This window comes from Priestia megaterium, from assembly GCF_009497655.1.
In the GTDB taxonomy this organism is placed as follows: Bacteria; Bacillota; Bacilli; order Bacillales; family Bacillaceae_H; genus Priestia; species Priestia zanthoxyli.
Genome location: NZ_CP023317.1, coordinates 4,429,952 through 4,445,065, shown reverse-complemented (window position 1 = coordinate 4,445,065; position 15,114 = coordinate 4,429,952). Strand labels below are relative to the sequence as shown.

The 15,114-nt window shown below is 39.0% G+C and carries 12 protein-coding genes; 11 read left to right on the top strand and 1 reads right to left on the bottom strand.

Features of this window, described 5'->3' with window-relative positions; genetic code table 11:
• The first annotated feature begins 4 nt into the window (after window positions 1–4).
• The 5 genes from tig to yihA all read left to right on the top strand — a co-directional run bounded on the left by tig (window position 5) and on the right by yihA (window position 7,930).
• Window positions 5–1,291, top strand: coding sequence for a trigger factor (gene tig, locus CEQ83_RS22770; protein WP_016765666.1), 1,287 nt, complete (start codon window positions 5–7; stop codon window positions 1,289–1,291).
• A gap of 384 nt (window positions 1,292–1,675) precedes the next feature.
• Entirely contained in the window at window positions 1,676–2,941 is a 1,266-nt protein-coding gene (gene clpX / locus CEQ83_RS22765; RefSeq protein ID WP_013059367.1) for an ATP-dependent protease ATP-binding subunit ClpX, read from the top strand.
• Between the two features lie 152 nt (window positions 2,942–3,093).
• Window positions 3,094–4,761, top strand: coding sequence for an ATP-dependent protease LonB (gene lonB, locus CEQ83_RS22760; RefSeq protein WP_028411731.1), 1,668 nt, complete (start codon window positions 3,094–3,096; stop codon window positions 4,759–4,761).
• Between the two features lie 260 nt (window positions 4,762–5,021).
• Window positions 5,022–7,346, top strand: coding sequence for an endopeptidase La (gene lon / locus CEQ83_RS22755; RefSeq protein ID WP_014458105.1), 2,325 nt, complete (start codon window positions 5,022–5,024; stop codon window positions 7,344–7,346).
• Window positions 7,343–7,930 carry a ribosome biogenesis GTP-binding protein YihA/YsxC gene (gene yihA, locus CEQ83_RS22750; RefSeq protein WP_013059364.1) on the top strand — a complete coding sequence of 196 codons (588 nt, stop codon included), beginning with the start codon at window positions 7,343–7,345 and terminating at the stop codon, window positions 7,928–7,930. The genes lon and yihA overlap by 4 nt, the downstream gene beginning before the upstream one ends.
• Window positions 7,931–8,023: 93 nt before the next feature.
• Here yihA and CEQ83_RS22745 read toward each other — a convergent pair whose 3' ends face one another.
• The gene (locus tag CEQ83_RS22745; RefSeq protein ID WP_013059363.1) at window positions 8,024–8,509 is read right to left on the bottom strand and encodes a LiaF transmembrane domain-containing protein; all 486 of its coding nucleotides are present in this window, start codon (window positions 8,507–8,509) and stop codon (window positions 8,024–8,026) included.
• A 329-nt stretch (window positions 8,510–8,838) separates the two neighbouring features.
• Here CEQ83_RS22745 and hemA point away from each other — a divergent pair, with 329 nt between their 5' ends.
• Genes hemA through hemL form a run of 6 tightly spaced genes read left to right on the top strand, consistent with a single transcriptional unit; the run spans window position 8,839 to window position 15,050 of the window.
• Complete coding sequence (gene hemA, locus CEQ83_RS22740; protein ID WP_033579644.1) at window positions 8,839–10,179, top strand: glutamyl-tRNA reductase; 1,341 nt, start codon at window positions 8,839–8,841, stop codon at window positions 10,177–10,179.
• Between the two features lie 14 nt (window positions 10,180–10,193).
• Complete coding sequence (locus CEQ83_RS22735; RefSeq protein ID WP_013059361.1) at window positions 10,194–11,027, top strand: cytochrome C assembly family protein; 834 nt, start codon at window positions 10,194–10,196, stop codon at window positions 11,025–11,027.
• Window positions 11,028–11,040: 13 nt separating this feature from the next.
• A complete protein-coding gene (hemC, locus tag CEQ83_RS22730; protein WP_028411729.1) occupies window positions 11,041–11,973 on the top strand; it encodes a hydroxymethylbilane synthase in 933 nt (310 codons plus the stop codon).
• Window positions 11,973–12,746, top strand: a complete 774-nt coding sequence (locus CEQ83_RS22725; RefSeq protein ID WP_049166235.1) for a uroporphyrinogen-III synthase — start codon at window positions 11,973–11,975, stop codon at window positions 12,744–12,746. Before hemC ends, CEQ83_RS22725 begins: the two co-directional genes overlap by 1 nt.
• 17 nt (window positions 12,747–12,763) lie before the next feature.
• Window positions 12,764–13,744 (top strand): porphobilinogen synthase, encoded by a 981-nt coding sequence (gene hemB, locus CEQ83_RS22720; RefSeq protein ID WP_108674320.1) that lies wholly within the window; start codon window positions 12,764–12,766, stop codon window positions 13,742–13,744.
• A 16-nt stretch (window positions 13,745–13,760) separates the two neighbouring features.
• Window positions 13,761–15,050 carry a glutamate-1-semialdehyde 2,1-aminomutase gene (gene hemL, locus CEQ83_RS22715; RefSeq protein WP_013059357.1) on the top strand — a complete coding sequence of 430 codons (1,290 nt, stop codon included), beginning with the start codon at window positions 13,761–13,763 and terminating at the stop codon, window positions 15,048–15,050.
• Window positions 15,051–15,114: the final 64 nt, after the last annotated feature.

Here is a 15,114-nt window from a genome sequence, read left to right as displayed (position 1 = left end):
ATTCATGTCTGCAAAATGGGAAAAACAAGAAGGAAATCAAGGCGTTTTAACAGTAGAAGTTGAAGCTGCTGAGTTTGATAAAGCCTTAGATAAAGCATTCACAAAAGTTGTAAAACAAGTAAACGTACCAGGGTTCCGTAAAGGTAAAATGCCTCGTCCACTTTTCGAAAAACGTTTTGGCGTAGAATCTTTATACCAAGATGCACTAGACATCTTATTACCTGAAGCTTACAGCAATGCAATTGTTGAAGCTGGTATCGAGCCGGTTGATCGTCCAGAAATCGATGTTGAAACAATCGAAAAAGGACAACCTCTAGTTTTCACTGCTAAAGTAACTGTTAAGCCTGAAGTTAAATTAGGCGAATACAAAAACTTAGAAGTAGAAAAAGTAGATACAACTGTAACAGATGAAGACGTTGAAGCTGAATTAAAAACACTTCAAGAGCGTCACGCTGAACTAGTTGTTAAAGAAGAAGGAACAGTAGCTGAAGGCGATACAGCTGTAATCGACTTTGAAGGTTTCGTTGATGGCGAAGCATTTGAAGGCGGAAAAGGCGAAAACTATTCTTTAGAAATCGGTTCTAACACATTCATCCCTGGCTTTGAAGAGCAACTAGTTGGTCTTGAAGTAGGCGCTGAAAAAGAAGTGGAAGTAACATTCCCTGAAGAGTATCACGCTGAAGAGCTAGCTGGTAAAGCTGCTAAATTCAAAGTGAAATTACACGAAATCAAATCTAAAGAGCTTCCAGCTTTAGACGATGAGTTTGCAAAAGACGTAGATGAAGAAGTAGAAACTTTAGAAGCGTTAAAAGCAAAAACAAAAGAAAAATTACAAAGCGATAAAGAAAACCAAGCAGAATCAGCTCTTCGCGACACTTTAGTAGAAAAAGCTGCTGAAAATGCTGAAGTAGAAATTCCAGAAGCAATGTTCAACACTGAAATGGATCGTATGATGCAAGAGTTTGAACAACGTTTACAAATGCAAGGTCTTAACCTTGAACTTTACTTCCAATTCTCAGGTCAAGATGAAAAAGCTCTTCGCGACCAAATGCGTCCGGATGCTGAAAAGCGTGTGAAAATCAACTTAACGCTAGAAGCTATTTCAAAAGCTGAAAATCTTGAAGTAAGCGAAGAAGAAGTAGAAAAAGAATTAGAAAACATGGCAGGAATGTACAACATGCCTGTCGAAGAAATTAAGAAAGTGCTTGGCAGTCTTGATAGCATTAAAGAAGACATGAAAGTACGTAAAGCAGTTGAATTTCTTGTAGAAAACAGCAAAGCTGTTGCATAATAGTAAGTAAGAAACAAGGCGCGACTTGATCGTGCCTTGTTTTATAAACTTCAATAGTTTTTTTATATCATAACCAACACCGTAGAAGCAGCTTTAACCCATTGTTTGAAATCCGTGGTTATGAAATAGGCCCAATAAGAGGACACTATATAATAGCAGATCTTCATTCTGTTATGCTCATCAACAACATATACATAAAACGTTTTAGTATCTATTCAAGAAAATGTATGGTAAAATGCAATACAAATCTTTTCATAGCGCTTTTACTATGTGATAAAGAGGGGCATTTACCTACAAATAGATGAGTTGTTCATGTTGTTGGGCTATAGCGCGGATAGAAATCAGCTTCGAGCACTTTAGTAAATACTACAAGGGGTGAAAATTATGTTTAAATTTAACGATGAAAAAGGGCAGTTAAAATGCTCATTTTGTGGTAAAACACAAGAACAAGTACGCAAGTTAGTTGCGGGTCCAGGTGTTTACATATGCGATGAATGTATTGAACTTTGCACGGAAATCGTAGAAGAAGAGTTAGGTACAGAAGAAGAAGTAGAATTTAAAGATGTACCAAAACCAAAAGAAATTCGTGACATTTTAGATGAGTATGTAATTGGTCAAGAGGATGCGAAAAAATCGTTATCTGTTGCAGTATACAACCATTACAAACGAATCAATTCAAACAGTAAAATTGATGACGTTGAGTTATCAAAAAGTAATATTGCATTAATTGGACCTACAGGAAGCGGTAAAACTTTACTAGCTCAAACATTGGCTCGTATTTTAAACGTACCGTTTGCGATTGCAGATGCAACATCTCTAACAGAAGCGGGTTATGTAGGAGAAGATGTTGAAAACATCTTATTAAAATTAATTCAATCAGCTGATTACGATGTGGAGAAAGCTGAAAAAGGTATCATCTACATCGATGAAATTGATAAAGTAGCGCGTAAGTCTGAAAACCCATCTATTACACGTGATGTATCAGGTGAAGGTGTGCAGCAGGCTCTTCTTAAAATCTTAGAAGGTACTGTAGCAAGTGTTCCTCCTCAAGGTGGACGCAAACACCCTCATCAAGAATTTATTCAAATTGATACAACAAATATCTTATTTATTTGCGGTGGTGCGTTTGACGGAATCGAACCTATTATTAAGCGCCGTCTAGGTAAAAAAGTAATTGGTTTCGGTTCAGAAACAAAACAACAAGACTTTACAGAAAAAGAGTTACTAGCAAAAGTATTACCGGAAGATTTATTAAAATTTGGTTTAATTCCAGAGTTTATTGGTCGTTTACCGGTTACTGCTAGCTTAGTGCCTCTTGATGAAGAAGCGCTAGTTGAGATTTTAACAAAACCGAAAAATGCACTAGTGAAACAATATCAAAAAATGCTTGAACTTGATGACGTTGAACTTGAGTTCGAAGACGAGGCTTTAGTAGAAATTTCTAAAAAAGCAATCGAGCGTAAAACAGGTGCTCGTGGTCTACGTTCAATCATTGAAGGTATTATGTTAGATGTAATGTTTGATCTTCCTTCACGTGATGATATTACAAAATGTATTATCACAGGTGAAACAGTTCGTGATCAAGCGGCTCCTAAGTTCGTATTAGAAGACGGATCTACTATTCAAGAAGGCAGCAAAACATCAGCATAAAAAAAGCCGGGTACTCAATTTGAGTACCCGGCTTTTTTCTGTTGATGAAGGACAACTAAATTTTACTTTTTACTAGAATCTTGTTTATTCCTACTGCTGCAGGGAGATAATAACTGATAATTATCTTACTAAACTGCGCAGGAGGTTTATCTATGAACTGGACGAATATTGCCTTAATGGTCCAACTCTTTTTTGGTATCATCATTGGCTTATATTTTTGGAATTTATTACGCAATCAGCGTACGCAAAAAGTCTCAATTGACCGGGATTCAAAGAAAGAAATGGAGCAACTGCAGAAGATGAGAGCCATCTCTTTAACTGAGCCGCTTGCCGAACGTGTGAGGCCGTCTAGCTTCTCCGATATTGTCGGACAAGAAGATGGAATTCGGTCACTAAAGGCTGCCCTTTGCGGTCCTAATCCACAGCACGTTATTGTATACGGGCCGCCTGGAGTAGGAAAAACAGCAGCAGCACGTTTAGTGTTAGAAGAAGCAAAGAAAAATAAAAAATCACCTTTTAAACAAGCAGCTGTATTTGTAGAGTTAGATGCAACTACGGCGCGTTTTGATGAGCGAGGCATTGCAGATCCTTTAATTGGATCAGTGCATGACCCCATTTACCAAGGCGCAGGCGCTATGGGCCAAGCTGGAATTCCGCAGCCAAAACAAGGAGCAGTTACAGATGCACACGGGGGAATTTTATTTATTGATGAAATTGGAGAACTCCATCCTATTCAGATGAATAAGCTGTTAAAGGTTCTAGAAGATCGAAAAGTGTTTATGGAAAGCGCCTATTACAGCGAAGAAAATACACAAATTCCAACACATATTCACGATATTTTTCAAAATGGTTTACCAGCCGACTTTCGCTTGATTGGTGCGACGACTAGAACGCCTAATGAAATTCCGCCTGCCATTCGTTCCAGATGCGTAGAGGTATTTTTCCGTGAGCTTGATCGCGACGAAATTATTACAGTTGCAAAAAAAGCAGCAAATAAAGTCAGAATGGATATATCAGAAGAAGGTTTATCTCTGTTTTCTACATATGCACGCAATGGACGTGAAACGGTTAATATGATGCAAATTGCGGCTGGACTAGCGATATCAGAGGAACGAACGGACATTAAAAATGAAGATATTGAATGGATTGTTCATTCTAGTCAACTATCTCCAAGACACGATCCGAAAATTGCAGATGAGGAAAAAGTGGGGCTTATTAATGGATTAGCCGTGTACGGGCCCAACTCTGGAGCACTTTTAGAAATTGAGGTCAAAGCGATTCCTGCAAAAGAGAAAGGGAACATTATTATTACGGGTATCGTTGAAGAGGAAAGTATAGGGACTCAAGGGAAGTCTATTCGTCGTAAAAGTATGGCTAAAAGCTCAATTGAAAATGTCATAACGGTTCTTCGCTCAATGGATGTGCCAGCCGATGAGTATGATATCCACGTGAATTTTCCGGGAGGTGTGCCAATCGATGGACCTTCTGCTGGTATTGCTATGGCAACAGGGATCTACTCAGCAATTTATGAAGTCCCAATCAAACACACGGTAGCAATGACAGGAGAAATTGGTCTGCACGGCAACGTAAAGCCAATTGGCGGCGTAATTCCAAAAATCAAGGCAGCAAAACAAGCAGGCGTTCAGACGGTGATTGTGCCAAAAGAAAATATGAATGCAATGGTAGAAAAGGTAAAAGGTATCGATATTATTCCTGTCCATCATTTAACAGAGGTGTTTGAACAAGCACTATTGTCTGTACATGAGCATGTTGCACATTTGTCGGTAGATCCAGCTATTCCAAATAGAGAATCTAGCTAATTCTATCATGATAATTAAAAATTAATGGTCAGATGAATATTCATCGCCTTTTTCGCGTATAAAACCTTTATACACAGCCAACGAAAAAGGCGTTTTTTTATGAAAAGAGCTTAAAAAGATATATTTTGCCTTTTAATTCTTTCTCATGATACAATTAGTAATTACTATTGTTAGACAATGTGTATACAAATGAGATAAAATTGTTAAAAGAATTCACACTTTACATACTTTAATTGACGAGCATTGGAGGTGTTCATTGCATGGCAGAAAAAGAAAAATTGACAATGCCGCTACTGCCTTTACGAGGTTTGATCGTCTATCCGACAATGGTGCTTCATTTAGATGTTGGGCGAGACAAATCTGTGCAAGCATTAGAAAAAGCAATGATGGATGATCACTTAGTTTGTTTAGTATCACAAAAAGATATGGGTATCGATGAACCAACAAAAGAGGATTTATATAGAACCGGTACGTTGGCAAAAATTAAACAAATGCTAAAGCTGCCGAATGGAACGATGCGCGTCTTAGTAGAAGGACTAAATCGCGTAACCGTTACAGAATTTGAAGACAGCGAAGAATATTTTGTTGTACACGTGGAAAAGCAAAATGAAGAACATCAGGTTGATGTAGAAGATAAAGCGCTGATGCGCACGCTTTTAGACTATTTCGAACAATACATAAAACTTTCCAAAAAGGTGTCCGTTGAAACTCTTTCAACCGTAAGTGACATTGAAGAACCAGGAAGATTAGCAGATATTGTAGCCTCTCATTTACCAATAAAAATTCAGCTTAAACAAGAAATTTTAGAAACAACTGATGTGAAAGAAAGATTAAATACGATCATTTCTCATATTCAAGACGAGCAAGAAGTTTTGCAGCTGGAGAAAAAAATTGGACAGCGTGTAAAGAAATCAATGGAACGCACTCAGAAAGAGTATTATCTTCGTGAGCAAATGAAGGCGATTCAAAAAGAGCTTGGAGACAAAGAAGGAAAGACAGGAGAAGTAGCAACGCTTCGCGAAAAAATTGAAGCAAGTGGGATGACGGACCATGTCAAACAAGTGGCGTTTAAAGAATTGGATCGCTATGAAAAAATTCCTGCTACCTCCGCTGAAAGCTCAGTCATTCGAAATTATATCGAGTGGTTGATTGCGCTACCTTGGACAAACGAAACGGAAGATACGCTCAATATTCATAATGCTGAACAAGTGCTGAACGATGAGCACTATGGCCTTGAAAAAGTGAAGGAACGCGTATTAGAATATCTAGCCGTGCAGCAGTTGACAAAATCTCTTAAAGGCCCTATTTTATGTTTAGCAGGACCTCCTGGCGTAGGGAAAACATCCCTAGCCCGCTCAATTGCTACGTCTCTAGATCGTCATTTTGTACGAGTATCTCTAGGCGGTGTGAGAGATGAGTCAGAAATCCGCGGTCATCGTCGCACGTACGTGGGAGCTATGCCTGGACGCATTATTCAAGGAATGAAAAAAGCAGGAACGATTAACCCTGTATTTCTGCTTGATGAAATCGATAAAATGTCAAATGATTTCCGAGGAGACCCGTCTTCTGCTTTGTTAGAAGTATTGGATCCTGAACAAAATCATAATTTCAGCGATCACTATATAGAAGAAACGTATGATTTATCAAAAGTGATGTTCGTGGCTACAGCTAATAACTTAGCTACGATTCCGGGGCCGCTGCGCGATCGAATGGAAATTATTCAAATTGCTGGTTACACGGAGCTGGAAAAGCTTGAAATCGCGAAGCGTCACCTATTGCTGCGCCAGCTAGAAAATCACGGATTGCAAAAGGGCAATTTGCAGATTCGCGATGACGCCTTAACAGCAATCATACGTTTATATACGAGAGAAGCTGGTGTTCGTAACCTTGAACGCGAAATTGCTTCCATTTGTCGAAAAGCAGCTCGTATCGTAGTCTCTGGTGAGAAAAAGCGCGTGGTGGTGACGGCCAAAACGCTTGAAGAATTCCTTGGTAAGCCTAGGTTCCGCTACGGACAGGCTGAGACGGAAGATCAAGTTGGCGTTGCTACAGGTCTTGCTTACACAACTGTAGGAGGAGACACGCTGGCCATTGAAGTAAGCTTATCCCCTGGTAAAGGAAGACTAGTGCTAACCGGAAAGCTTGGAGACGTGATGAAAGAATCAGCTCAGGCGGCATTTAGCTATGTGCGTTCAAATGCAGAGAAACTAGGAATTGATGAGAAGTTTTATGAAAAACATGATATTCATATCCATGTTCCAGAAGGAGCTGTACCAAAGGATGGACCTTCTGCAGGAATTACCATTGCCACTGCTCTAGTATCAGCACTAACGGGTAAACCAGTGCGTAGAGAAGTAGGAATGACAGGAGAAATTACACTAAGAGGTCGCGTATTACCAATCGGTGGTTTAAAAGAAAAGTCACTTAGTGCACACCGTGCCGGATTAACTAAAATATTAATCCCTCACGATAATGAACGTGATATTGAAGATATCCCTGACAGTGTACAAGAGGAATTAGACATCGTTCTTGTGTCACATGTGGACCAAGTATTGGAACATGCGCTAGTAGGAGAGGTAAAATGAAAGTAACTCAAGCCGATATTGTTATCAGTGCCGTACGCCCTGAACAATATCCTAAAGAAAACCTGCCAGAATTTGCGTTAGCAGGCCGTTCAAATGTAGGAAAATCATCTTTTATTAATAAGATGCTCAATCGCAAAAGCTTAGCGCGTACGTCGTCTAAGCCTGGAAAAACTCAAACGCTTAACTTCTTTTTAATTAATGAAATCCTTCACTTTGTAGACGTACCTGGCTACGGATTTGCAAAAGTGTCTAAAAAAGAGCGTGAAGCATGGGGGAAAATGATTGAAACGTATTTAACAAATCGTGAGCAGCTTAAAGCTGTGTTAATGATTGTTGATCTACGCCATGCTCCTTCAAAGGATGACGTTATGATGTATGAGTTTTTGAAGCACCATGACCTTCCCGTTATGGTTATTGCGACGAAAGCCGATAAAATTCCTAAAGGAAAATGGCAGAAGCACTTAAAAGTAGTGAGAGAAACGCTGGATTTAGATCCAAATGATGAATTAATTCATTTCTCATCTGAAACAGGTGAAGGAAAAGATAAAGCGTGGAAATCTTTGCAGTATCGCATGACTCACTAAACAAAGGAATAGAAGCTAAAAAAATGGAACGTTTATCATCACTCTACCAGGAAGTGAGTCAAACGTTCCATTTTTTTAACTTGTTTACATAGATTACTTTCGTTTGAAAAATAATAAATATAGCCCAACTAGTAACAATAAAATAGGCCAGAAGGTTGTTAAATAATTTACGCCGTCTTCAACTTTTGGCAAAAATAGTTTAAGACGGTCTGAAAACATCATTAAAATGGCAATAATTAAAAGGGTGCCGCCTTGGAAAAAGCCCGATTTGGCTTTTCTAGCACTGAGTAAAAAGCTAATGGCCACCATAAAAACGACCATGCTAATATTCGTAGGCCAAAAGGGAATTTGTTCACTTACATAGAAATGAATACCTAAAGTGATTAATATGTAACTTGCAAGCAAGTTTGAATGATCTTGAGATAAAGCAGACTCAGTTAACAGTGCCGCTCCTATTAAAATTAACAGTACAGGCCACGTGTATACCTTTGCTGCAATGCTCATATGTAGTTCATTCAGTAAGAAAAAGATTCCAAATCCAACTAGTAAGACACCAAAAAACATTGATTGCTTTTTCATAGTAACCTCCAGGTGTTTCAAAACAGAAAACGTGATAAAACGCTGCTTTTTTGATACAATTTATTACGGAATAACAGTTAATATCTTAACACATGTTTTCAAAGACTGTTCACATTTTTTTTTCGAATGACTTATAGAACATGTTATAATAGTTAGAGATAAGGCGAAGATTACATCTGTGTAATGTCCGCCGGTTTTTACGAATAGTAGAATGAAGAACGCCGGATTTTACGGGCAGTTATCTCACTGTAGCTCTTTGGAAATTTAGGGGTTACTGCCCGTCAAATTCGGATAAATAAGCACATTTCAATTATAGGGGGTATGTACAAATGCATATTATAGCAGTCGGCTTAAACTTTCGAACAGCCCCTGTTGAAATAAGAGAAAAGCTTAGTTTTAATGAGCAAGAACTAGCATCTGCCATGAAAACGTTAAGCGGCCAAAAAAGCATTTTGGAGAACATCATTGTTTCAACATGCAATCGTACGGAAATTTATGCTGTTGTTGATCAATTACACACGGGCCGTTATTATGTAAAAGCATTTTTAGCTGAATGGTTCGGAATAGATAAAGAAGAGTTTTCGCCTTATTTAACGATCTATGAAAATGATGGAGCCATCGAACACTTATACCGAGTAGCATGTGGATTAGATTCAATGGTGATTGGTGAAACACAAATTCTTGGACAAGTGCGTTCAAGCTTTTTGCTTGCTCAAGAAGAAGAAACAATTGGAACGGTTTTTAATCAGCTGTTTAAACAAGCTGTGACATTAGCCAAAAAAGCTCATCATGAAACAGAAATTGGTGCGAATGCAGTTTCTGTCAGCTACGCAGCCGTAGAGCTTGCTAAAAAGATTTTTGGAGACTTATCATCTAAACACGTATTGATTCTTGGTGCGGGAAAAATGGGTCAGCTGGCCGTGCAGAATTTATATGGCAGCGGAGCTAAAAAAGTAACGGTAGTGAATCGAACATTTGAAAAGGCACAGGAGCTAGCAAACCGTTTTTCTGGAGAAGCCAAACCATTTGCTGATCTTCAACATGCTTTAAGCGAAGCAGATATTTTAATTAGTTCAACAGGAGCTAATGACTATGTAGTAACGAAACGAATGATGAGTGAAGCAGAGCGTACGCGTAAAGGTCGTCCATTGTTTATGGTAGACATCGCCGTTCCGCGTGACTTAGATCCAGAACTAGATGAGCTAGAGACGGTCTTTTTATACGATATCGACGATTTAAACGGGATTGTAGAATCTAATTTGCAAGAGCGTCAAAAAGCTGCGGATGAAATTGAAATTATGCTTGAAGCTGAAATTGTTGCTTTCAAGTCTTGGCTTGGTACATTAGGCGTTGTACCTGTTATTTCTGCACTTCGTCAAAAAGCACTTACCATTCAAGCTGAAACGATGAAAAGCATTGATCGTAAGCTCCCAGATTTATCTGAGCGTGAGCGCAAAGTGTTAAATAAACATACAAAAAGTATAATTAATCAACTTCTTCGCGATCCAATTTTACACGCGAAAGAATTGGCTGGAGAGAAACATGCTGAAGAGTCTTTAGAGCTGTTCATGAAGATTTTTAATATTGAACAGGAAGTTGCTTTGCAAAAAGAAAAAGAAGAGCAGCTTCATACATCGATTACGTCTCATTCAGTAGCTTATCAGTCTTAAGTGAGGATTGAATAATGGTTGATATGGAATTAACCAGAATCTATGAATTGATTGTGATTTTATACGCGGTGAGCGTTTTATTATATTTTATTGATTTTGTACAAAATAACCGGAAGGCAAACTCGATAGCCTTCTGGTTACTTTCTATTGTATGGGTTTTGCAAACAGCCTTTTTAATTTTACGAATGTTTGAGACGGGAAGGTTTCCTATTCTTACTGTTTCTGAAGGGCTGTATTTTTACGCGTGGGTGTTAATTACTCTTTCACTTGTGATTAATCGCCTGTTCCGCGTTGATTTTATGGTGTTTTTTACAAATGTGATTGGTTTCTTAATTATGGCTATTCATACGTTTGCTCCACTTGAAACATACACGGCTGTCCAGTCGGAGCGCCTTGTGTCAGAATTATTAATCATCCATATTACCATGGCTATTTTATCTTACGGCGCTTTTTCAGTTTCTTTTGTTTTTTCTGCACTGTATCTTGTTCAGTATAATTTATTGAAAAAGAAGAAATGGGGCAAGCGCTTGCTAAGAATTGAAGATTTAACAAAGCTAGATTACATGTCCTATGTATTAATTTTAATTGGTGTACCGCTGTTATTGCTTTCGTTAATCTTAGGAATCATATGGGCTTATATTAAATACGTAGATTTTCATTGGTACGATACAAAAGTGTTAGGTTCATTTTTAATGTTTGTTGCATACAGCGCTTACTTGTATGCTAGACTGCGTAGAGGTATTCAAGGAAAGGCAATCGCGATGTGGAATATTGGATTGTTCTTAGTCTTACTTATTAATTTCTTTTTATTTGGCAGTTTATCGAATTTTCACTTTTGGGGTTCGTAATTAGGAGGACAACATGCGAAAAATTATTGTCGGCTCTCGTCGAAGCAAACTTGCGTTAACACAGACCAAGTGGGTCATTGAACAGTTAAAAAAACAAGGTCTTCCTTTTGAGTTTGAAATTAAAGAAATGGTGACAAAAGGGGACAAAATTTTAAATGTAACGCTGTCCAAAGTAGGCGGTAAAGGTCTTTTTGTAAAAGAAATTGAACAAGCCATGTTAGATAAAGAAATTGATATGGCCGTTCATAGTATGAAAGATATGCCGGCTGTTTTGCCAGAAGGATTAACGATTGGATGTATTCCTTTACGAGAAGATCACCGTGATGCGCTTATTTCAAAAAATGGTGAGCGATTTGAGGAGCTGCCAAGCGGTGCTGTGATTGGGACAAGCAGCTTGCGTCGAGGGGCACAGCTTCTATCTATGCGTTCAGATATCGAAATTAAATGGATTCGAGGAAATATCGATACACGCCTAGAGAAATTAAAAAATGAAGATTACGATGCGATTATCTTGGCCGCTGCAGGACTATCTCGTATGGGCTGGTCGAGAGATACGGTCACTCAGTACCTAGAGCCGGAAATAAGTGTTCCTGCTGTAGGACAAGGAGCTTTAGCTATCGAATGCCGAGAAAATGACGATGAATTATTATCGCTTCTTCAAACTCTAAATCATGATGAAACGGCTCGTGCTGTTAGAGCTGAACGCGTATTTTTAAAAGAGATGGAAGGCGGATGCCAAGTGCCGATTGCGGGATATGGGCGTATAGTAGACGGTGGAAATATTGAGCTAACGTCGCTAGTCGCATCTCCTGATGGCAAAACGATTTATAAAGAGCACATTACGGGAAAAGACCCCGTTGCTATCGGTTCAGAAGCTGCTAGTCGCTTAACATCTCAAGGAGCTAAGCTTTTAATTGACCGCGTAAAAGAGGAGCTGGACAAATAATGAGTCATGAGGCTCCTCTTTTTTTGAAAAAAGTTTTGATTACAAGAGAAGCGAAGCAGGCTCATTCATTTGCAGCACAGATTAAAAAGCTTGGAGGCATACCTTTAAGCTTACCAGTCCTCACGTTTGCACGTTCTAACAATGAAAAAGAAGTGGAAGATGTCCTGCTGTCGATTGACTGTTTTGATTGGATTGTTTTTACAAGTCAAAACGGCATTTCTTTTTTCTTTGAATGGCTAAAAGAGTTAAATATCAGTCGGAGTGCTTTAAAAAGATTAAAAGTGGCTGCGGTTGGAGAAAAAACCGCAAAATTGCTGGAAAAATACGATGTTAACGTGCAACTTGTTCCAAAAGAATACGTTGCCGAATCACTTCTTGAGTCGTTAAAAGCAAATGTGTTACATCACGAGCGAGTTCTCCTTGTACGAGGACAATTAGCCCGCTCTGTTTTAAAAGATGGGTTAAAAGAGTGTGAGGTAACGGATTTAGTTGTATATCAGACCATTCGAAATCAAGGCTCTGAACGCTTGGTTAAGCAACATTTAGAAACAGGAATTGATGCCATTACTTTTACAAGTTCTTCTACAGTGAGATTTTTTGTCGAGTCAGTTAAAGATATTCCGAATTGGCTTGAGCTTATAAATGAAACCAAAGTTGTTTGCATCGGTCCTATTACGAGTCAGACAGCGAGCGAATATGGAATTAAGCATCTTGTTCCTAACACATACACAATAAATGGTATGATAGATATGTTGGTTAGTTGTTTTGAATAATAAAGGAGGATTTTAACATGAAAGATTTACAAATTACACGTCATCGTCGTCTTCGTAATTCTGTAAATATGCGTGCGCTTGTACGTGAAACACATTTACATCCGGAAGACTTTATATATCCTATTTTTATTGTAGAAGGTGAACAAAAAAGAAATGCTGTAAAATCAATGCCAGGTGTGGACCAAATTTCTTTAGACTACTTGAATGATGAAATCCAAGAGTTAGTCGATTTAGGAATCAAGTCAGCTATGGTATTTGGTGTTCCCGCTGAAAAAGATGCGGTCGGCTCACAGGCATACCATGACCACGGAATTGTCCAAAAAGGTATTCGTCAAATTAAAGAAAATTTTCCAGATTTTGTTGTTATCGCAGATACATGCTTGTGTCAATACACAGATCATGGCCACTGTGGTGTAATTGAAGACGGAAAAATCTTAAACGATCCTAGCCTTGACTTATTAGCGCGTACAGCGGTTAGTCAAGCTAAAGCAGGAGCGGATATTATTGCGCCTTCAAACATGATGGACGGTTTCGTGGCAGCTATTCGCCACGGTCTAGACGAAGCTGGATTTGAAGATGTGCCGGTGATGTCTTATGCTGTTAAATATGCATCTGCTTTTTACGGACCATTCCGTGATGCAGCGCATTCTTCTCCTCAATTTGGAGACCGTAAAACATATCAAATGGACCCAGCTAATCGCTTAGAGGCACTTCGAGAAGCGGAATCTGATGTCGAAGAAGGAGCAGATTTCTTAATTGTAAAACCAGCTCTATCATATTTAGATATTATGCGCGATGTGAAAAATACGTTTAATTTACCTGTAGTGGCTTATAATGTGAGCGGTGAATATTCAATGATTAAAGCGGCAGCTCAAAACGGCTGGGTAAATGAAAAAGAGATTGTTCTTGAAAAATTAATTAGCATGAAGCGTGCAGGAGCGGATTTAATTGTAACGTATCATGCTAAAGACGCAGCACGCTGGTTATCTGACAAGTAATTAAGGAGGCTTACACATGAGAAGTTATGAAAAGTCAAAAGCAGCTTTTTTAGAAGCGCAGCAACTAATGCCGGGTGGAGTAAACAGTCCTGTTCGTGCATTTAAATCAGTAGATATGGATCCTATTTTTATGGAACGAGGAAAAGGCGCTACGATTTACGATATTGACGGCAACAAATATATTGACTACGTCTTATCATGGGGACCTTTAATTCACGGACATTCCAACGATCAAGTAGTTGAAGCAGTAAAAAAAGTAACGGAATCTGGTACAAGCTTTGGTGCACCAACATTAATTGAAAATGAGCTCGCTAAAGTTGTGATTGAGCGCGTTCCTTCAATCGAAATCGTCCGTATGGTGAGTTCAGGTACGGAAGCAACGATGAGCGCACTGCGTTTAGCGCGTGGCTATACGGGCCGCAACAAAATTTTAAAATTTGAAGGCTGTTACCATGGACACGGTGACTCTCTTCTCATTAAAGCTGGCTCAGGCGTTGCAACGTTAGGCCTACCAGATAGCCCGGGAGTGCCTGAAGGAATCGCTAAAAACACGATTACAGTGCCGTACAATGATTTAGAAAGCGTACAATATGCTTTTAAAGAATTCGGAGATGACATTGCCGGAGTAATCGTTGAACCGGTAGCAGGAAATATGGGTGTGGTACCACCTCAGCCCGGTTTCTTACAAGGGCTTCGTGATATCACATCAGAATATGGCTCACTGCTCATTTTTGATGAAGTAATGACAGGGTTCCGCGTAGCGTACAACTGTGCACAGGGCTACTACAACATTACGCCTGACTTAACTTGCTTAGGAAAAGTAATCGGTGGTGGTTTACCAGTAGGTGCTTACGGTGGTAAAGCTGAAATTATGGAGCGAGTTGCACCAAGCGGCCCGATTTATCAAGCAGGTACATTATCAGGTAATCCGCTTGCGATGACAGCTGGATACGAGACATTAACACAGCTGACACCTCAATCCTACGATGAGTTCATTCGTAAAGCAGATCGCTTAGAAGAAGGATTGATGGCAGCAGCTGAAAAATATGATGTGCCGTTTACCGTAAACCGAGCTGGTTCAATGATCGGTTTCTTCTTCACAAACGAACAGGTCATAAATTACGAAACAGCGAAAACATCGAATTTAGATTATTTTGCAGCTTACTATCGTGAAATGGCTAATGAAGGCGTGTTTTTACCTCCTTCTCAATTCGAAGGAATGTTTTTATCAACTTCTCATACAGATGCAGACATTGAACATACAATTGCAGCAGCTGAAAAAGCTTTTTCAAAGTTGCGTGGATAAACAGCTAAATAGAAATAACTTTTATAAAGAAGCTTACGGAGGATTCCGTAAGCTTTTTTAGTTT